General features: G+C 46.2%; 19 protein-coding genes and 3 riboswitches. Of the genes, 11 read left to right on the forward strand and 8 right to left on the reverse strand.

Annotated elements, in window-relative coordinates:
* The first annotated feature begins 35 nt into the window (after nt 1-35).
* A complete protein-coding gene (gene yeiL / locus NSQ37_RS12485; RefSeq protein ID WP_167340621.1) occupies nt 36-707 on the forward strand; it encodes a transcriptional regulator YeiL in 672 nt (223 codons plus the stop codon).
* A gap of 48 nt (nt 708-755) precedes the next feature.
* Here the strand turns inward: yeiL and metE are convergent, their stop codons facing one another.
* Nucleotides 756-3044 carry a 5-methyltetrahydropteroyltriglutamate--homocysteine S-methyltransferase gene (gene metE, locus NSQ37_RS12490; protein WP_076423999.1) on the reverse strand — a complete coding sequence of 763 codons (2289 nt, stop codon included), beginning with the start codon at nt 3042-3044 and terminating at the stop codon, nt 756-758.
* A gap of 83 nt (nt 3045-3127) precedes the next feature.
* A riboswitch (SAM riboswitch) is annotated at nt 3128-3282 on the reverse strand.
* A gap of 139 nt (nt 3283-3421) precedes the next feature.
* On the reverse strand, nt 3422-4381 hold the full coding sequence (locus tag NSQ37_RS12495; RefSeq protein WP_007407222.1) for a S8 family peptidase: 960 nt from the start codon (nt 4379-4381) through the stop codon (nt 3422-3424).
* Between the two features lie 219 nt (nt 4382-4600).
* On the opposite strand from NSQ37_RS12495, the gene NSQ37_RS12500 reads away from it, so the two are divergent.
* On the forward strand, nt 4601-5434 hold the full coding sequence (locus tag NSQ37_RS12500) for an STAS domain-containing protein (RefSeq protein ID WP_059367122.1): 834 nt from the start codon (nt 4601-4603) through the stop codon (nt 5432-5434).
* 41 nt (nt 5435-5475) lie between these two features.
* On the opposite strand, the gene NSQ37_RS12505 is transcribed toward NSQ37_RS12500, so the two are convergent.
* The 3 genes from NSQ37_RS12505 to NSQ37_RS12515 are packed head-to-tail and all read right to left on the reverse strand — an operon-like array spanning nt 5476 to nt 8435.
* Nucleotides 5476-6237 carry an energy-coupling factor transporter transmembrane component T family protein gene (locus NSQ37_RS12505; protein WP_012117396.1) on the reverse strand — a complete coding sequence of 254 codons (762 nt, stop codon included), beginning with the start codon at nt 6235-6237 and terminating at the stop codon, nt 5476-5478.
* Nucleotides 6212-7849, reverse strand: a complete 1638-nt coding sequence (locus tag NSQ37_RS12510; protein WP_253613035.1) for an ABC transporter ATP-binding protein — start codon at nt 7847-7849, stop codon at nt 6212-6214. The genes NSQ37_RS12505 and NSQ37_RS12510 overlap by 26 nt, the downstream gene beginning before the upstream one ends.
* Nucleotides 7836-8435 (reverse strand): ECF transporter S component, encoded by a 600-nt coding sequence (locus NSQ37_RS12515; protein WP_025284635.1) that lies wholly within the window; start codon nt 8433-8435, stop codon nt 7836-7838. Before NSQ37_RS12515 ends, NSQ37_RS12510 begins: the two co-directional genes overlap by 14 nt.
* A gap of 179 nt (nt 8436-8614) precedes the next feature.
* Nucleotides 8615-8728, reverse strand: a riboswitch (TPP riboswitch).
* 148 nt (nt 8729-8876) lie between these two features.
* Here NSQ37_RS12515 and NSQ37_RS12520 point away from each other — a divergent pair.
* The 3 genes from NSQ37_RS12520 to mgtE all read left to right on the forward strand — a co-directional run bounded on the left by NSQ37_RS12520 (nt 8877) and on the right by mgtE (nt 12226).
* Nucleotides 8877-10139, forward strand: a complete 1263-nt coding sequence (locus tag NSQ37_RS12520; protein ID WP_007407217.1) for a glycoside hydrolase family 18 protein — start codon at nt 8877-8879, stop codon at nt 10137-10139.
* An 87-nt stretch (nt 10140-10226) separates the two neighbouring features.
* Nucleotides 10227-10364: a transcriptional regulator SplA domain-containing protein gene (locus NSQ37_RS12525; RefSeq protein WP_003154740.1), complete on the forward strand. Its 138-nt coding sequence runs from the start codon at nt 10227-10229 to the stop codon at nt 10362-10364.
* Nucleotides 10365-10470: 106 nt separating this feature from the next.
* A riboswitch (M-box (ykoK) riboswitch) is annotated at nt 10471-10636 on the forward strand.
* Between the two features lie 234 nt (nt 10637-10870).
* Nucleotides 10871-12226, forward strand: a complete 1356-nt coding sequence (gene mgtE / locus NSQ37_RS12530; RefSeq protein ID WP_012117400.1) for a magnesium transporter — start codon at nt 10871-10873, stop codon at nt 12224-12226.
* A 35-nt stretch (nt 12227-12261) separates the two neighbouring features.
* On the opposite strand, the gene tnrA is transcribed toward mgtE, so the two are convergent.
* Nucleotides 12262-12594, reverse strand: coding sequence for a MerR family transcriptional regulator TnrA (gene tnrA / locus NSQ37_RS12535; protein ID WP_003154734.1), 333 nt, complete (start codon nt 12592-12594; stop codon nt 12262-12264).
* 193 nt (nt 12595-12787) lie between these two features.
* On the opposite strand from tnrA, the gene NSQ37_RS12540 reads away from it, so the two are divergent.
* The 4 genes from NSQ37_RS12540 to NSQ37_RS12555 all read left to right on the forward strand — a co-directional run bounded on the left by NSQ37_RS12540 (nt 12788) and on the right by NSQ37_RS12555 (nt 14556).
* A complete protein-coding gene (locus NSQ37_RS12540; RefSeq protein ID WP_099566684.1) occupies nt 12788-12943 on the forward strand; it encodes a hypothetical protein in 156 nt (51 codons plus the stop codon).
* An 89-nt stretch (nt 12944-13032) separates the two neighbouring features.
* Nucleotides 13033-13215 carry a Fur-regulated basic protein FbpA gene (locus NSQ37_RS12545; protein WP_003154731.1) on the forward strand — a complete coding sequence of 61 codons (183 nt, stop codon included), beginning with the start codon at nt 13033-13035 and terminating at the stop codon, nt 13213-13215.
* Between the two features lie 142 nt (nt 13216-13357).
* The gene (locus NSQ37_RS12550) at nt 13358-13822 is read left to right on the forward strand and encodes a MarR family winged helix-turn-helix transcriptional regulator (RefSeq protein WP_007610911.1); all 465 of its coding nucleotides are present in this window, start codon (nt 13358-13360) and stop codon (nt 13820-13822) included.
* 179 nt (nt 13823-14001) lie between these two features.
* Nucleotides 14002-14556, forward strand: a complete 555-nt coding sequence (locus NSQ37_RS12555; RefSeq protein ID WP_132106164.1) for a YkoP family protein — start codon at nt 14002-14004, stop codon at nt 14554-14556.
* A gap of 9 nt (nt 14557-14565) precedes the next feature.
* Here the strand turns inward: NSQ37_RS12555 and NSQ37_RS12560 are convergent, their stop codons facing one another.
* Nucleotides 14566-16401: a DNA ligase D gene (locus tag NSQ37_RS12560; RefSeq protein WP_253613033.1), complete on the reverse strand. Its 1836-nt coding sequence runs from the start codon at nt 16399-16401 to the stop codon at nt 14566-14568.
* Between the two features lie 2 nt (nt 16402-16403).
* Nucleotides 16404-17285 (reverse strand): non-homologous end joining protein Ku, encoded by an 882-nt coding sequence (ku, locus tag NSQ37_RS12565; RefSeq protein WP_015239724.1) that lies wholly within the window; start codon nt 17283-17285, stop codon nt 16404-16406.
* 533 nt (nt 17286-17818) lie between these two features.
* On the opposite strand from ku, the gene NSQ37_RS12570 reads away from it, so the two are divergent.
* Complete coding sequence (locus tag NSQ37_RS12570; RefSeq protein WP_369878818.1) at nt 17819-18454, forward strand: DedA family protein; 636 nt, start codon at nt 17819-17821, stop codon at nt 18452-18454.
* A 245-nt stretch (nt 18455-18699) separates the two neighbouring features.
* Nucleotides 18700-19482 (forward strand): TerC family protein, encoded by a 783-nt coding sequence (locus NSQ37_RS12575; RefSeq protein WP_020955719.1) that lies wholly within the window; start codon nt 18700-18702, stop codon nt 19480-19482.
* Nucleotides 19483-19742: the final 260 nt, after the last annotated feature.

Genomic DNA, 19742 nt, shown 5'->3' on the forward strand with positions numbered 1-19742 from the left:
ACAATATGAGATATCTCATATTTTTGGGGTGGACGATGGAAATTTATAAAGGCGAGAAAAAGCGGCATCAGTTAGAAAAACACTCAATCGCGCATTTATTCTCTTTCCCCGCTGAAGAGTTTATGGAAGTGCGCGAATATGAGCGGGACGAATGGATTATTCAAGAGGGCAGGAGGCCTGACTTCCTGTTTTACGTGCTTGAAGGAAAAGCGAAAATATATGTAACCCATCAAAACGGGAAAGTTTCTTTAATTAATTTTATCAACAAAAATGATTACATCGGAGAGATGGAACTATTACATGAAGTGTATTACACAAAAGGAATTCAAGCCTCAGCGAAGACTGTTTGTTTTGCTCTGCCTATTTACCGCTGCCGCGCGCAATTGCTGCAGGATGCGAAATTCCTGCGTGAATTGGCTAAGTTTTTAAGTGCTAAGGCAACGCTTATGGCTTCGAAATATTCACAAAGTCTGGCGTTCCCGCTTGAAAACCGGCTGGCCGATTTTATTTTGCAGACGGCTTATGAAGGGGTTTATAAAGAGAAGCACGTAACGGTCTGTGATTATTTGGGTGTATCTTACCGTCATCTCTTGCATGTGCTGACGCAATTCTGCCAAAAAGGGTATTTGCAAAAAGAAGGGCGGGGCTATCAAATTAAGCAGCATGATTCACTAAGTGAACTTGCGAAGGCGCTGAAGAATAAGTAGCACGCCCAGAAAAAACAGCCACCCGCAAGTTACGGATGGCTGTTTTCATTATACAAGCTGAGCTTGTTTTTTTCGTGCCTGTTTCGCGGCGTCGACCATATTTTTTAATGCCGCAACGGTTTCTTCCTGCTGTCTTGTTTTCAGTCCGCAGTCCGGGTTTACCCAGAAGCGGTCAGTCGGACACACTTCAAGCGCGTCATCAATAATTTGATAGATTTCTTCAGTTGCCGGCACACGCGGGCTGTGAATGTCGTAAACACCGAGTCCGAGGCCTTTCACGTAAGGATGTTCTTTCAAATATTCTAAAAATCCTCCGTGGCTTCTGCTGTGTTCAATTGTAATGACATCCGCGTCAAGATCATTGATCGTATCTACGATATCTTCAAAGTTGCTGTAACACATATGCGTATGAATCTGCGTCTCATTTTGCACAGAAGACGTCGTTAACCGGAATGCTTCTGCGGCCCAAGTTAAATATTCATCCCAATCCTGCGTTTTTAACGGCAGTCCTTCGCGGAGCGCGGGTTCATCCACTTGGATAATCTGAATACCGGCATCTTCAAGCGCTTTTACTTCTTTTCTGAGGGCAAGCCCGATCTGGAAGGCGATTTCTTTTCTTGAAATATCCACACGCGGGAATGACCAGTTTAAGATGGTGACAGGTCCCGTCAGCATGCCTTTCATGTGTTTTTCCGTCAGCGATTGGGCGTAGACCGTATCTTTTACCGTCATCGGTTCGATAAATTCGACATCTCCGAAAATGACAGGCGGACGTACGCAGCGTGAACCGTAAGACTGCACCCATGCATATTTCGTAAAGGCGAATCCGGCCAGTTTTTCACCGAAGTATTCGACCATGTCCGTACGCTCGAATTCTCCGTGAACGAGCACGTCTAAGCCGATTTCTTCCTGAATGTCAACCCAGCGCTTCGTTTCCGCATTAATAAAGGCTTGGTACTGTTCATCCGTCCAATCTTTTTTCCGCCATTTTTGCCGTGCGCTCCGCACCTCTGCAGATTGAGGGAAGCTTCCGATTGTCGTCGTCGGCAGAAGGGGAAGACCGAGTGATTCATTCTGCAGCGCCAATCGTTCTTCAAAGCTTGCCGGACGGGAGAAATCTTTTTCCGTCAGCTGATTCAGCTCTTCTTTTTGAGCTGAGTTCGCTCCTGTTGCGAATGCTTTTAAAGCCTTAAGTGCCGCTTTTGATTCTTCGATCTGCTCACTGACGGCCGCTTTGCCGGACAGAAGCCCTTCTTTTAAGACGCCGAGTTCCGCCAGTTTTTCTTTAGCGTATGACAGGCCGTTCAGCAAATCCTTTTCAAGATGCTCGTCAGGGTGTTTCGCCACCGGCACGTGCAGAAGGCTGCTTGAAGGCTGAATCCATAACTCCTCAACATCAGCGTGGCTGAGGATATCCAGAGCTGCATCAAGGCGTTCTTCAACATCGATTTTCCAAATGTTGCGGCCGTCGACCACACCGGCTGCCAGCACTTTATCTTTCGGGAAGCCGTGCTTTTTCAGCTGATCAAGGTTTCTGCCTTTATCATGCACGAAGTCAAGCCCGATTCCCTGTACGGGATAAGAAACGAGTTCTTCATATGCATCAACCGAATCGAAGTATGTCTGCAGAAGGACATTCAGTCCTGAAAGCTCTTTTGTGATCGCTTCATAGAGTTCTTTTGCGGCACGGACGTCTTCAGAAGAAGCTGTCACAAGGGCCGGCTCATCGATCTGAACCCATTTTACGCCTTCAGCTTCAAGTTCTTTCAGCAGCTGAACATAAAGAGGAACAAGGCGTTTTTGAATCGCTTTCGCTTCTGATTCTTCGTATCCTTTCGCAAGTGTGACGAATGTGTACGGACCGACGATGACAGGTTTTGTTTCCGCTCCGAATTCTTCTTTGATCCGGCGGTAGTCGTCAAGCTGTTTGTTTCTCGTCAGACGGAATTCAATGCTTTCGTCATATTCAGGAACGATGTAATGGTAGTTGGTATTAAACCATTTCGTCATTTCACTGGAAACGGCGTCTTTTACACCGCGGGCAATCGCAAAGTATGTATCAACGGGATCCGTGATGCTGCGGAATCTTTCCGGAATCCAGTTAAAGCTGACGGCTGTATCAAGCACATGGTCATAATGGGTGAAATCAGAGACCGGCACGATATCGATATGTTGGTCAAGCTGTGTTTTGACAGCTGATAAGAATAAACCGTCAAGTTCTTTAAGAAACGTTTCTTTGTCAGTGTTACCTTTCCAATAAGCCTCAAGCGTTTTTTTCCATTCTCTGTTCAAGCCGATTCTCGGAAAACCGAGGTTCGAAGTTTTGATTGTTGTCATTAAGTTTCCTCCTTTAAGTGAGATGTAACAAAAAAGCCTCTTTCTCATGAGAGAAAGAGGCTTTAACTTCAAAATGCAAGCCTCTCTTATCTCTCAGATCACGTCTGATGGAATTAGCACCGTGCCTTATGAGACAGTCGTCTCGGCGCAAAAATCACGCGCCCCATTTCACAATGGAATTACGGTCGGTTGCTGTTGGGGTCAAAAGGCCAATCCCTCGCCCAACTCTCGATAAGAGAAAATATTTAAATTTTTTTGAAAAGTTACATCATTTGTTGGTTATCTTATCAGCTTATTCAGATCACTGTCAATAGAAAATCTCACATTTTAAAAATTGGTGATGTAACAAGCTGATTAATCATTATATGAGAAAAATATCAGAAAGACAGCAGCTGTGCCTGTTCGGCTCTTTCCATCAGTACTTCAGGCGCGTCTAAATACAGAAATCCGTTCCCGGCCAATGTTTTGGCGATGTCCAAAGGAAGGGTCCGCCGCACGAGCTGGGCGTAGACTTCAGCCTCAGAAAGCGTCCGCTGAAACGCGTCCTGTTCAAGCCCTTTTATTAAGGCAAGCGCTCCGCTCACATGCGGGGCGGCCATTGAAGTGCCCGTCAGCTTCCCGTATTTATGGTTGGGAAGGGTGGAGAGAATATTTTCTCCCGGAGCCACCAGGTCAATCTCTTTATTAGCGTTTGAAAATTCAGACGATTTACGGGCGATTGAGACTGATCCGACTGCGATCACCTCGTTGTAAGCGGCTGGATACGACAGTTCCTCTGTACGTTCGTCTCCGTCACCTTCGTTTCCTGCCGCGCAAACGACCAGAACACCGCTTTTTACCGCATTTGTGACGGCTTCTTTCAATTCAGGCACATCGCTTGGCCCGCCGAGTGACATGGAAATAATATCGGCCTTTTGTTCAACGGCGTAGTTGATGCCGTTAATGATCCATTCGTATTTGCCGCTGCCATTTTGACCGCCGAGAACTTTAACGATTAAAAGGCTTGCTTCCGGCGCGACACCCGAAATTCCGCCGTTTGAATCATTGGCGGCAATCGTTCCGGAAACGTGTGTCCCGTGTCCGTTATAATCGGAAATCGCGTCTTCTTTGCCTCCGTCATCATCGGTGAAGTTTTTCCCGCCGACAATTCGGTCTTTCAAATCAGGATGATTGATGTCGCAGCCTGTGTCAAGCACCGCGATTTTAATATCCTTGCCTTTAAACCCTTTTGCCCACAACTCTGGCGCCTTAATCACTTTAATCCCCTCTGGAAGCTCGTTCACCTCCATGATCTGTTCATCCGTGACATAAGGAATCAAATGCATTTCACCATTCATAAAAAAGCCCTCCTTTTTTATGCTTGCGAGTGGATACAAGGGTGTTGCTACTATTTTATGGCAGATCATGCCGGCCGGAAAGAGTCATTTGAAGCATTTTCATAAAAAAGGCGTAATCTATCGCACTAAAAAACTTCAAATAAATGGATAGTTTAACAGCTTTTATTTTCATTCATGATCCGCTGACGGTATAATTGGAAATGGGAAAGGAGAAGAGATATGAAGATAAGTGAAGCATTATACAACTATTTTTCAGAACAAGTGGATCAAATTGCGAAAGAGTGGATCGAAACGATGGAAGATTCGGATCCGAATTCGATTTATTCTTTGACAAATCCCGTCATCACAGAAGAACTGACGGAGCAGGATAAAGAATTTTACCGGCATATTAATAAAATGTATATCATGCCGAAAAAAGAATTTTTAGAAGAGTTCGAGCGGTGGGTGATTGAGCTTGCGAAAGACCAGAAGCATCTGGATACTCCCGTCCAGTATGTGGTCCGTGAATTCATGAGAAACCGGAGACTATATGTCAGTTATTATGATGCGTTTGCCGATAAACATGAATCTTCGTTTGCACAGGGAGAAAGGAAAAAATGGGAGAATTTAATTGTACAAGTATTTGATTTTACGATTTACACGTTTGTCGATCATGCCGAGCATAACTCAAAAATGCAGCTGAATGCGCAAAGAGAAATGATTTTGGAGTTAAGCTCGCCGGTTATCACACTGAGCAAACGGACGGCGCTGCTGCCGCTTGTCGGCGATATTGACACGGAGCGCGCCAAATTCATTCTTGAAAATACGCTGAGCACATGTGCAAAACGGCTGATTGAACATCTGTTAATTGACCTGTCGGGTGTAGTGGTTGTCGATACGATGGTGGCGCATCAGATTTTTAAATTAGTTGAAGCGCTGAAATTGATCGGCGTCACGTCCACTTTATCCGGAATCAGGCCGGAAATCGCTCAAACCGCTGTACAGCTCGGCATTAATTTCTCAGATATTACGATCAAGTCCAATCTCGCTCAGGCTCTCAATTATCATCAATAACATACCAAAACAGGCTGCCGAATCACTCCGGCGGCCTGTTTTTATACAAACAACAATGAAATGAGCCAGCTTGCGCCGAATAACAGAAGCACGAGCAGGAAAAAGCACCAGTCGGCGCGGCGCACGGTAACAGTTCTGTAAAACGTGCGGTTTCGGCTCCCCGTAAAGCCTTTAGATTCCATCGCGATCGCCGTGCGTTCCGCCTTTCTGATTGCGCCTGCCAATAGCGGAATGGTGAAGCGCCTGAAGGCGGAGAGCTTTCCTTTCAGCCCGGAATCAGACGCCGCGCCCCTGATTCTGTGCGCCTGCCGGATGATCAGGATTTCATCTTTCAGAAGAGGGAGAAACCGGAACCCCGCGATAACGCCGTATGCAAGCTTGGGCGGCAGCTTACACTGCTGAATCAGACTGAGCATGAACAGAATCGGATCAGTTGTGAAAAGAAACATCATCGACAAAGCGGAAAAACATAAAATGCGAAAGGCGATAGAAATCCCAAGCGCCGCGTTATCACTGTTGACGGCAATCGGCCCGAGCTTAAACAGCAGGTTGCTTCCGGTTGTCGGGATGTTTCCGAATACGGCGGCTGTCCATAAAGAACCGAAGGCCAGAATGACAAATGGAATCGTGAACAGCAGCCATTTTTTCAGCGGCACACGCCCCGCCGAGAGGACGCCTCCCGCAATGATGATATAAAACAAAGCAGGGGTGTACGGATTATAAATAAACGACAGCATAATGACGCATAACAATACAGCCGCCGCCTTTATTGACGGGTTAACAGCCTCCAGCCGCAAGTTCATTTCTCCGCCTCCTGTCGTGTCTCATCCATTCATACCGCAGCGGCAAAGCCAAATGCGCCTGCTCGGCGATCCCGGTGTTATCAGAAAATAAAGCGTCGGGAGTTCCCCGGAATACCAGTTTCGTGCCGCAGAGCACAAGGATCGTGTCGGCATAATCTGAGACGAGTTCCATATCGTGTGTCACCATCAAAACAGCCGTTCCTTCCTTTTGAATCTCACGGAGCATTTGCATACACTCCCGCGCCGTTTTGGCATCCTGTCCGAAAGTCGGTTCATCAAGCATCAAAACGTTCACATTGTGCATAAGCATCGTTGCGACGCTGAGCCGGCGTTTTTGTCCTTGGCTTAAAGAAAACGGATGCTGTGAGGCATGGCGTCTCAGGCCGAATCGGGTTAACAGCTGAAGAGCTTTCTCCTTTGCGGCTCTGCTGCTTTCAAAACCGAATATCAGCTCTTGAATGACGGAATCTGTGACAAACTGGTGTTCAGGATTTTGGAAAACATATCCGATCAGCCGCCGCAGCTCTTTTTCAGAATAGGAATCAATCGGTCTGCCGTCTATTTTGATGTCTCCGCCCAGCGGACGGATGAGCTTGGCCGCGGCAGACAGGAGCGTGGATTTTCCTGTTCCGTTAGGGCCGGCAATCGCGGTGATTGAACCTTTTTTTACGGAAAAGCTCACATCCTGAAAAATGACGTCTGCCCCTCTTGAGAATGACAGCTCGTGAACGCTCAGCGCGTCTTCTGCCGAAAGCGCGGCGGGCCGGGGTTCGGGCAGAGACGGTACAGGTTCGTGAAACAGCTTTTCTTTACACAATGTAAAAGGAATGCTGACGTGCTCCTGCAATGAGATCACACGCGGAATCGGAATGCCGAGCTCTATCAGCTCTTCAATCTTTGTCTCAAAGATAACGTCCGTCTCTCCGTCCATCACCTTCTGACCCGTTTCGTCAAGGACAATCGTCCTATCCATCCACGGCGCCCAATGATCAAGCTGATGTTCGATAACGAGAAGGCCGAAGCCTTTTTTTGCTTGAAGATCTTTGATCAGCCGCACTAATTCACGTGCGGAATATGGATCAAGCTGTGCCGTCGGTTCGTCCAAAATAATGAGTTCCGGTTCCATCGCAATGATACAGGCAAGCGCCACTTTTTGTTTTGAACCGCCTGACAGCGAAGCGATCGTTCGCGTTTTCAGATGAGTGATCTCTAATTTTTCTAAAACGTCATCGATGATTGCGTCCATATCTTCTTTTGTATATTGCAAATTTTCCAGGCCGAAGGCGATTTCATCTTCAACCGTCAGCATGCAAAACTGCTGGTCCGGATCTTGAAACACGACGCCGATGGATCTGGCGGCGGGTTCTGTCAGATGTGAAAGAGGTGTTCCGTATAAAGACACGGTTCCCGATTGAACCCCATCGCATGCTTCCGGGTACAGACCGTTTAAACAGAGAGCGAGCGAGCTTTTGCCGCATCCGCTCGGCCCGAGCAATAAAGCCCGCTCTCCTTTGCGGAGCTGAAAGGACACGTTTTGAAGAATCGGCTTTTCATCCTGATCATAAGAAAAGGTAAGACGGCCGGCCGATAGAAGGGGCTCAGATGCCTGCATCTTGGTTCACCTGTTTCTTTTTCTTCTTGAATTGTTTTCCGAGCGCCATGCCGTTCAGCACCCCTGTGTAAGCCAGCGCATCACTGATTGCTTTGCCGAGAAGACCGGCAAGAAGCGCACCTGAGATCAGACGGATGAGAAGCATGACGGCTAATAAACCCGGATTCAAAACAGAGTATCCGGAAACGAACAAGTCATAAACGAAGCTCGTCACAGAAGACCCCATACCGGATAAAAGAAGCACGGGCAGGGTATACACCCGCCAGCGTGTCGCAAAAAAGACCGCTTCCGCACCGATTCCCTGTGCGATCCCGATCAGAATCACCATCGGTCCTGACGGATTTCCGAGTAAGCACTCCACAAACGCGGCGATGATTTCAGAAACGAGAGCCGCTCCCGGTTTTTGAATAATGTACGCGGCAATCACCGAGACGATAAACCAGATACCGTAAATCGGTTCGTAGCTCATCCGGCCGAAAAATCCTGCCGCTATATTGCTTGCATGAGTTGATACTAAATAAATGACAGCAAATACAACACTGATGACGGACATGACGACAATTTCTCTCATTTTCCAATTTTTCATTGTGATCTCCTGCTTTCTTATCAGATAGTCGTATGTATGAAAGAGTTGATTTTACAGGCGGTTTATATTCAGTTTCATGTTGTGGTGTCCTCCCCCGTTTTTTAATGAAAAATAAAAAACTGCATATCCGAGGGAATATGCAGCAGCAGAACGAAAACGCATGGGGAAAAACCCTGCGCTCCGGTCAATCTGCACTTCCCCACGCTGGTATTATCCAGATCGGGTTATAAGGGATCAAAACACGCCTACCGCATGTTTTATCTCAGCCGATAACAGCACCCCTAGTGCGTTTCCTATACAGTTTTTTATGATGACATCATCATAGTTGATCATGTCTGATTTGTAAACAGCCTTTCTTCAAACAGAGTTTGGAATCGGACCGGATGATCATTCATAAAGATAAGTAGAGCCCTTTTGATCAAAAGGAAACGGAGGACATCTATGTTTGTTCATACAGTGCAGTCTGGCGACTCGTTATTTTCCATCAGCAGAAAGTACGGATACCCTGTTGACAGCATCAGAAGCGTCAACGGGCTTGAGGAAACGAATATCGTTCCGGGGCAGGCGCTTTTAATCCCTCTTAATGAATATACGGTTCAGCCGAATGATACGTATGCCGTTATCGCAGGTAAGGCTTATGTGCCGCAGATGCAGCTGATGCAGGCAAACCCGGATATTCCGCCGAACCGGCTGCGGGCGGGTATGAAAGTGAAGATCCCTGATATCTCTAACTATCTTGCGGGAACCCTGCAATTTTATGTCATTCGGACGCCTGAAGCGGATAGAGAGCTAATTAATGATTTTGCGCCGTATTCTTCGGCGATTTCTTTGTTTGAATATCATTTTGGCCCGAATGGAGATATCATTAACGATTTAAACGACAGAACCGCAATAGAAACCACATGGCAGAACAGAGTGCGTCCGCTTGCCGTCATTACGAATCTGACAGAAGGGGGATTCAGTCCGGAATTAGCCCATCAAGTGCTGCAAAATCCGACGGCAAGAACGAATCTCGTCAACAATATCGTCTCCTTAACCGTAAGAAAGGGATACGGCGGTGTAAATATCGATTTTGAACGGGTCAGAGAAGCTGACAGGGACCTCTTCACAGGATTTCTCCGGCAGTTAAAAACCCGGCTTTCAGAGCATCAGCTCGCGTTAACGATATCGGTTCCGGCGAAAACAAGTGATGCAGTGCCGTGGCTGAGGGGATATGATTACGGCGGAATCGGAGCCGTCGTCGATTATATGTTCATTATGGCGTACGACTGGCACCACGCCGGCAGTGAGCCGGGACCCGTGGCGCCTTTGACAGAGGTCAGGCAAACGATCAATTTTGCCATCAGCAGGGTGCCGAGAAGAAAAGTGATTCTCGGTGTTCCGCTGTACGGGTATGATTGGGTGATTCCGTACCGTCCCGGAACGATCGGATCCGCCATCTCCAATCAGCGCGCCATGGAAACGGCAATGAAGCATCAATCAGTGATCCGTTATTCCCAGCAGGAGCGTTCCCCTTACTTCCGGTATACTGATGAAAATGGAAGAACGCATGAAGTGTGGTTTGAGGATGTGCGGAGCATGAGTGAAAAAATGGTTCTCGTTCGGGAGTTCGGACTGCAGGCGATCGGCGCGTGGCAATTAACGCTCGGTTTCAAACCGGGCCCGTGGCTGCTTAGGAACTTTTTCACGATCCGAAAAATATAGCTGCATGTCCCGCTCCGCAAGTGATTTTTTTCCTATGATAACGGGTCTTCTTTTGGACAATCTAAAATTGAACAGGAGGTCTGTCATATGAAGAAAAGGGAAGAGCAGTATATCAACGAGGCTGAGTATGTACCGCATCCGACAAAAGAAGGGGAGTACGCGCTCATGCTGCATGAATCCTATCATTTCCTTTCAGAAGAGGATGAAAGCGATTTGCCGGAATAAGGGCTTTATGCCTTTATTCCGATTATTTTATAGGCATGTGCTGAAATCACAAATTTAAGGTTGACACATTCCTTTTTTTTCTGTAATCTCAGTGTGTCAATTCAAATAAGAACTTCGTTAGGTGAGGCTCCTGTATGGAGATACGCTGCTGCCCAAAAATGTCCAAAGACGCCAATGGGTCAACAGGAATCATCGACATAAGGTGATTCTTAACGCAGCTGGATGGCTGTCCTATGCCATACAGTGCTAAAGCTCTACGATTGGAGGCCCCGCACGTTTATTTGCCGTGCTTGTTTTCGCCTTCATATCAGAAGGTTTTTTTTATGCCTCAAAACGTACACGACTGAGCATGATAAGGAGGTGCGGAGTATGGATTCTCCCCATTCGAGTATGTCAGAAGAAGTACCCATATACAGCCAGATAACCAGTGACGACATGATGAGGAGACAAACCGCCGCACTTCCCTTGACGGACGGCGCGTCTCCGTAAAGGAGGTACGAGTCCCGATGGTCCAAAACATGACCTATGACGAACTCATATTACGCATAATTATTTTATTGCGGGACGGAAAAATAAAAGAATTCCGAAACATGATAGATGAGCTTCAGCCCTATGACATGGCATTTTTGTTTAAAGAAATGCCGGAAAAGCACCGGGCCCGCTATCTGTCATATATGACGGTTGATGACATCACCGACATGATCGGAGAGCTGGAGCGGGAATTTCAGCTTGCCGTTTTGCATAAAGTCGGTAAAACGAAAGCCACTCTCGCAATGAATAAAATGGATAACGACGATCTCGCCGCATTGCTGGAAGAGATGGATGAAGAACTGAAAGAACAGCTTTTATCCAGCATGGAGGCTGAGGAATCAAAGGCCGTGCAGCTTTTGATGAACTATCCGCAAGAATCGGCGGGACGGATGATGACGAACCGCTTCGTCTGGATTCCGCAGCATTATACAGTAAAAGATGCGGTTGTGAAGCTGAAAAGCTTTGCAGAAATCGCAGAATCAATAAATTATTTGTACGTGATTAATGACAGCAAGCAGCTTGTCGGAGTGCTCTCTTACAGAGATTTAATTCTCGGCGAGCCTGAGGATAAAGTGCAGGATCTCATGTTTACGCGTGTCATCTCGGCCGGGGTGCTCCAAGACCAGGAAGAAGTCGCCCGGCTGATCCAGCGGTATGACTTTTTAGCCATTCCGATCGTGGAAGAAAATCATGTGCTTGTCGGTATTGTCACTGTCGATGATATTATTGACGTCGTGATTAAAGAAGCCGATGAAGATTACGAAAAATTCGCAGCCTCCGGTAAGGCGATTACATTTGATACGAAAGCGTACGTTGCGGCGTACCGCCGTTTGCCGTGGCTCATTCTGCTTTTGTTTATCGGATTGATTTCCGGAAGCATTCTGAATTATTTTGAAGATACATTGCAAAAAGTCGTCGCCCTCGCGTTTTTCATGCCGATGATCGCGGGAACGACGGGTAATACAGGCACACAGTCACTCGCCGTCGTCATCAGAGGACTGGCTAAAGAAGAAATGAATAAAAAAACCATCTTTAAACTGATTTTCCGTGAATTAAGAACCGGTATCTATATCGGCATCGTCTGTGCGATCGCGATTACGATTGTCGCAACCGTCTGGCAGAAAGACTTAACGCTCGGTTTTGTCGTCGGTTCATCGCTGCTTGCAACGTTGATTATCGGTACGATGGCCGGAACGATCGTCCCTATTATTCTTCATAAACTGAACATTGACCCGGCGATTGCATCAGGACCGCTGATTACGACGCTGAACGATATTTTGTCCTTATTAATTTATTTCGGCATTGCAACTGCATTTCTTCATGCTTTATAAAAAAAGTCCGTCTCACAGGAGGCGGACTTTTTTGATCAGCGGTTTTTATACTTAAAATGAGCATTAAGCTGTCCTTCCAGCATTTTTTTGCGGAGCTGCGGGTCGTTTTTGAGAGCCTGTTCTTTTTTTCGCATGTCTTTTAAAATCTCAGCCGTCTGCACGCCGTCTTCCCGCTTGTTGGCAATATCCATCAGCCGCTCAACGTCCGCAAAGGAATACTTTCTCGTTCCCCGTGATGAACGCTGCGGGTAGATTAATTTCCGTTCTTCATAGTATCTGATCTGTCTGACTGACAATCCGGTTAATTCGCTTACAATGCCGATCGAGATTACTTTTTTATCTTTGTAAGATTGTTCGTCTGTCGTCATTTTTCCACCCCTGGATGTCTTTTACTCATATTATATAAGAAAAAAAGAGAAAAAACCTGACGCTTGTCAGGTTTTCTGACGCGGAATAGAAAATTTTAGAAAAAAAGCGGCAGAAAAATTGACAAGGTTAATGCATGGTCCTGTGCCCCGTTTTATGCTTACTGTACAGACACAATGAGGAGGAAGGATAGGAATGGAGAAAGAAAAAGCGGTTTCGCTGGCAAAAGAAATCATTGAATTAGATATGAAACGTGATGAAATGCTGGAGGCGTTCATGCAGATTGCCGGGGAACACGCTTTTCCGCTGCTCAGAGCCGTTCAGAACGGACTTTACCGAAAAACATCATAATCTACAGAAGTTTTACAATGGCTTTATACGTCTTTGATATAAAAGCGTTATTCTGATCATAGAATAACGGAAAAACAAAGGAGGCTGCCATGAGTCGTTTGCTTCAAAATGCATTGGACAAAGAGAGAAACCATTATTCCAAAAAGCTTCTGCAGATCGGAGTCTATACGAAAGAAATACTCAATTCCATGACAATTACGGAGCTGAGAAAGGAATACGCGTATTTTTTTCGGAACATTCCCTATAAAGAACGGAACCCTTATACAAATTAAATGATGTATAAGGGTATTTTTTTATATAAAAAAGAAGGAATTCTGAAAAACGGCACGAATAGAATATAAAACAAAGAACGACTCTTATGAATTGTAAGGGTTTACATTATTTTTTTATAAAAATCTTAAATACGGGGTAGATATGATGAGATTATCATTTAACGAAGAAGAAGTGATGCGTTCGATGAATTTGTACAAAGTTTTTGCAAGGGCTTTCAAGAGTGTGTCTGAACACAGCATCCGAGACAGTAAAGAACACGGTTTTAATCCGACTGAATTTGCCGTTTTGGAGCTGCTCTATACGAGAGGGCCGCAAAAGCTTCAGCAAATCGGGTCGCGTCTTTTGCTTGTCAGCGGGAATGTCACCTATGTCATCGACAAGCTTGAAAGAAACGGGTTTTTGGTCAGAGAACAAGACCCTAAGGACAAACGGTCTGTTTACGCCCATTTAACTGATAAAGGAAACGAGTATTTGGATAAAATTTATCCGATTCATTCATTGAGAATTGCGAGAGCGTTTTCAGGACTTATGCCTGAAGAACAGGAACAGCTGATAGCCTTACTGAAAAAAGCGGGAATTCACAGCCAGCATTTGCTTTTCCGTTAAAAGAAAGCGGATACAGACACTCTTCTTCACGAAGAGTGTTTTTTTTCTGTTCCGGACAGTAGAGCCTGAAGCGGTTTTTGCATAAGCTGATACAGGTCGGCATCATTATTTACCAATCATAATGTGACATGCCCCATGCCAAAATATGAGGGTGCTTTGATTATAAAGAAGGTGAACATGTGAGAAGCTGTCTGCTGTCTATATGGTACTTACTTGATCCGCTTTATTTCTTCTTTACCCGGCTGACGCTGATTGATAAACGGCAATCGAATGTATTCCGCGTCCGTTTGACTAGATATAAAGGAAAAGAAGTCATCCTGAGCGACGGAACCAGAATTAAAAAAAACGACGTGTTAGTTAAGATTCATCTTCATAATGTCAAACTCCTGAAAGAGCTGCAGCCTATTGAAAGCGCGGTCAGAAGGGGGATTATGCTATATCAGAAGGTATATCAATCCATGCCTCATTTAGCGGATTATATTAACCAGCATAAACGGAAAGACGAGATTAAGGGAGTCGTCGGCATTACAATGCTTCATAAAGGAGCGGCGAGACTCGGTTTTGATGTGATAAAACCGTCCAGCGGCTGCTACAGGCTGTTTAAGAAAGCGGCCCATATTCCGATTTTATACTTTACTGCAAAACAGCTCACCTTCAAAAACATTCCTTACTCCTGCTATTTATTTATTTCCAAAGAAAAATTGATGTGCACGTATCAGACTGAAAAGAGCTGACAAAAAGCGTCAGCTCTTTCTCTTGATTTGCTCAAGCACGATTGAAAGCGGGCCGTCCTGCGGATTCCGGTAAAAATCATAAAACGGATCTCCCTCTGTCCTGACGCGGTTCACTACTGTATCGATCGTATAATCATCAGGTGTTAAAGAGGAGTTGACTTCGCTCCAATAAAGGGGAGCCGCAACCGTTCCCAATTCGTTGCCCCGGGTCGAATAGGGGGCGATAATGGTTTTCCCTTCGGCATGCTGCAAGTAATCTAGGTAGAGCCTGCCGTTTCGGTTTTTGATAAACCGCTCTGTCGTAAAAAGATCCGGCCGCGTCCTGACGCAATAATCGGCGATGAGCATTGTGAACGCACGGGTTTCTTCATAGGTGAATGCTTCCGGTGAAAGCGGGATGTAGAGCTGAATGCCTTTATTTCCGGAGAGCTTCGGGAATGACGTAATGCTGAATGAGTCAAACAGCTGTTTCAGCACATGCGCAGCCTCCACTGCCATAGGAAAATCATTCCTTGACGGAGGATCAAGATCAATGACAATCTCTGCGGGCCTTTCAGAATGCACTGTCTGAAACGGAACGTGAAATTCAAGCGCCAGCTGATTGGCCAGCCATAGAAGTGACGGTATGCTGCTGCATACGATGTGCTCGTGGCTCCCGTCAAACACGCTTGAGACAAAGTCCGGCGTGTAGTCCGGTTTGTTTTTTTGAAAAAAAGATTCGCCAGGCGCGCCGTGCGGATAACGGATCACCGTGACGGCCCGATCTTTAAGAAAGGGCATAAGAAAATCGCTCATTTTCACCATATAACTAAGGAAATCTGCTTTCGTTTTTTCACGTTTTTTAAAAACAATCTTATCCAGGCTTGTGAACTGCAGCTTCGGCGGCAGCGTTTTAGAGTGAAGGATAAGCTGCTGATACGTGCATTCCGTCCAATCCATTTCAAACTGAAAAGACACAAAAGATACTTCACGCAGCGTGTCCTGCAATATGGTTAAATACTGCACGGTCATGCAGATAGAAGGCTCAAGTGTATACTCGCCGCTTTTTTGTTTTTTTCCGTGGGTCTCCATAATGGTTCTGACGGCGTTTTTTTCTTCCGCCTGCATGCCGTGGGAAACGGAAGCGATCGGGACGGCGGTGCCGTCTTTTAAAACAGAGGCCGTTACATACCCGTTCTTCGGATTAAACCCGGTTAATAGCACATGTGCCGTTTTCATATGTTTATACTTTTGCCAGTCGGGGGAGCGTTTATTTTCCGCCCAGCCGCTGGAAGCCCTTTTTGCTACGATACCTTCTCCGTCATGGCGGACGACCTTGTCCCAAAGCGCATCAAAGTCAGTGTGTTCCGGAATGTATTGAATCGCTTCTTCCGCTAAGTGATGAGGGCAGGCTGGAAGATTTGCTTCTTTAAGCAGTTTGGAAAGGGCGCGTTTCCGTTTCACATACGGTAATGAAACGGTGCCCGCGCCTTCCAGAACGAGGAGATCAAATGCCAGAAAGCGGCACGGCCGTCTATCAGCGGTGCTTTCAATTGCTTCCGTCCGTTTTAAACGTCCGCGGATTTGAAGATGCTCAAAGTCCGCTCTGTACGGATTGATTAAATAGACAAGCTCTCCGTCAAGCGTAATGGGGAACCTGTCTTTCATGTGCTGAAAACACCGAGCCGCAAAAGCCGTGATTTCCGGAAATTGATTCGTCAGCGTCTGTCCGTTTCTGCTGGTTAATGTAACGCCGGTTTCGTCTATGCGGAGAAGACAGCGGAACCCGTCATACTTTACCTCATAGCGCCACTCACTGCCTTCAGGCGGTACAGAGGTCAAAATCGGCTGCATCGTCAGCACCATGATTAAGACGTTCCGGCTTTTTGTCTGGTCGTCTTCTGCTTTTTGCCTCCGCCGCCTGCTGACGCGGCGTCTTTTGGCCGCGCCGGTGCAGCCTGTTCGCGATCCGGCCGCTTCGTCCGGTCAATGCTTGCCTGAAGCGCGCTGACAAGATCGATGACATCTTCGCGCGGGCCGGCAGCAGCCGGTGTCACGCCCGCTTCTTCATGTTCGAGCTTATCGTTAATTTTAGCGAGAAGGGCTTTCCGGTATGTGTCTTCGTATTGTTCCGGGTCAAACTCGGTTGTCAGCTCATTAATTAACGTAATCGCCGTCTGCAGCTCTTTTTCATTAACGGCTGTCTGCTCGGGAACGCCCGGCACATGTCCGGCATTTCTGACTTCATCCGGATAATGAATGGATTCCATCACGATGCAGTTGTCATACACGCGAAGAATCGCAAGCTGCTGTTTAGAGCGGATCGTAATGGAGGCAATCCCGATTTTACCCGTCGTCCTCAGCGCTTCCCGCAGAAGTGTATAGGCTTTTGTGCCGTTATCTCCCGGCCCGACATAATATGACCGGTTAAAATAAATCGGATCAATTTCCTGCAGCTGGACAAAGTCAACAATCTCAACCGCTTTTTCTTCATGTTCCTGTTTTACGTCTTTCAAGTCTTCGTCTGTCATAATGACGTATTTCCCTTTTACATACTCATAGCCTTTCACGATTTCATCAGGTTCCAGACTTTTTTCACATCCGGTGCAGATTTTCTCGTATTTAATCGGCGCATGGTCTTCTTTATGAAGACTGCGGAATTTTATATCTTTATCTTCAGTGGCCGCAAAGAGCTTGACCGGGATATTGACGAGGCCGAAACTGATCGAACCCTTCCACATCGTGTGCATGAATAAAAACTCCTTTTTGTCTTTATTGTGGATAAACGGGTCCGTTCCATGTGTAGCAACTTATGGGTGTTGCGGCGCTTCATTGAGCGGCTGTTCCATTTCCTCAGGCGGAAATGGTCGGCTGAAAAGGAAATGAATTCTTTATTTACAATCAGTGAATCGATAAGTTCTTTAAAGCGCTGAAGTCCCTGAAAATCATCAGTGGTAATCAAAAAGATTATACAAAATCATTCCCCGGGAAATGCCTACGCATTCCCATGAAGTGACTGAGAAAATTTCCCGCTCCCATATGAACTGAATTCGCGGTCAGCCGCCGCTTCCTTTTCCGGAGATCTTAAGTGATGTAAACGCCGCCAGACAAGCAATCAGGAGACAGGCGGGACGGTGTATTGCGCATGTCATTCCCTCCCGCTATACTGATCTGAAACGACTCACATTTATAAAGGGCATGTCTAAAAGATATTTCAGCCTCAAGGTTTTGTGTTAAAATCATTCTTAAGTTTCGGAATATAGACGTAAGCCGGGGGTGATAGATCATCGAAGATTTCATCATATCAATAATAGAGGCGTTTAAAAGCTTATCTTATGCCGGAATTTTTTTGGCGCTCAGTATAGAATTCATCCCGGCGGAAATTGTTCTTCCGCTTGCGGGCTATTGGGTCTCAAAAGGGGATATGACGCTTGCCGGGACCGTGTTTGCCGGTTCGCTCGGCGGTGTTTCAGGTCCGCTTGTCTTATATGGAATCGGCAGGCTGGGCGGTCGGCCGTTTTTGCTGAAATATGGAAAGTATATATGGATAAAACCCGAATCCCTGCAGAAATCAGATGATTTCTTTCAGAAGCACGGAGGTTTGGTCGCGTTCAGCGGCCGTTTTATACCGGGGGTCAGGACGCTGATTTCTTTGCCGTGCGGCATTGCGAAGATGAATGTCTGGGTCTTCTCTCTATATACATATGCAGCGATGCTGCCGATTACATTTGCTTACGTATACCTCGGAATGAAACTCGGGGAAAATTGGAAAAGCGTCGGTTCCATTCTCGATCAATATATGCTGCCGCTCGGTATATTCATTGTGTTGCTTCTCATTCTTTGGATGTTTTTAAAGAGAAGAAAACAGCGGGCCAAAACAGAAAAAATTTCTCAATTTGTTAAAAAAGTTAAGCGTTGACAAATGATGAAACAGGCTTTATCATGAGCGTATAAACAAATATTTCTTGAAATCCCAAAGGGGAGTAGCGTCCGGATATTCCGGAAACAAAGTCGTCAATTCATGGATCATATCCATCGGCTTTGTTGGCATGCCAATCATTCATGTCTAGCAAGACCTTTGCCTTATATCGGCAAAGGTCTTTTTTGCGTAAAAAACCGCCGGTATAAGCTCGGATGATAGAAAAAAGAAACGGAGGGAATGGATTGGACTTTGCATTATTATTGGAGTATGGATGGGTTCTTCTCGTTTTAATCGGGCTGGAAGGGATTTTGGCGGCGGATAACGCGCTGGTGATGGCTGTGATGGTGAAGCATCTTCCTGAAAAACAAAGGAAGAAGGCTTTATTTTACGGATTGGCGGGCGCATTTATTTTGCGTTTCGGGTCGCTGTTCGCCATTTCTTTTCTGGTGAATGTTTGGCAGGTCCAGGCCGTCGGCGCTTTATATCTGTTTTACATTGCGGTCAGCCATTTGCTGAAGCGGTATGTATTTAAAGATAACGCCGGTCAGAAAACGCAGAAAGAAAGCGGGTTTTGGCAGACTGTCTTGAAAGTGGAGCTCGCGGACATCGCTTTTGCCGTTGATTCCATTTTAGCGGCGGTCGCGCTTGCCGTAACGCTCCCGGGAACTCAGCTTCCTGCCATCGGCGGCTTGGACGGCGGTCAGTTTCTCGTTATTTTAGCCGGCGGCGTAATCGGTTTAATCATTATGCGTTTTGCGGCATCAATGTTCGTATCCTTACTGAAAACCAGGCCGGGCCTTGAAACGGCGGCATTTGTGATTGTCGGATGGGTAGGCGTGAAGCTCGCTCTTTATACATTGGCCCATGAGGAACTCGGTATAATTCCGGCAGATATCATCCATTCGGCGGCCTGGAAAATCATTTTCTGGGCGGTTCTGGCTGCCATTGCGGTTTGCGGATGGTTTATGTCAGGAGCAAAACAAATAGAGTCTGGCGCGGAATCGGAAAAAAGAGAACACGCGTAAAATGATCAAAAAGGGAGTCTGGCTTTTTAAAAAGCAGGTTCCCTTTTTTGTTTGAAACGCTTACATTTAAGACATATGATAACAATTTTATAACAGCATTGTTACAAAAAACACAGAGAAAACCCCCTTAATTCTGCATGGGGGCACGAAATCATGTATAGTACGTCTTATTGGCTTGTCATAATTGAGACAAATGAAATCGATTTCTCTTTTTCTTCCTTTGCGAATCCCTACTAAATTAGCTATGATTATGAGTAGTT

The sequence above is a fragment of the Bacillus sp. FSL P4-0334 genome, assembly GCF_038004825.1.
Taxonomy (GTDB): Bacteria; Bacillota; Bacilli; order Bacillales; family Bacillaceae; genus Bacillus; species Bacillus velezensis.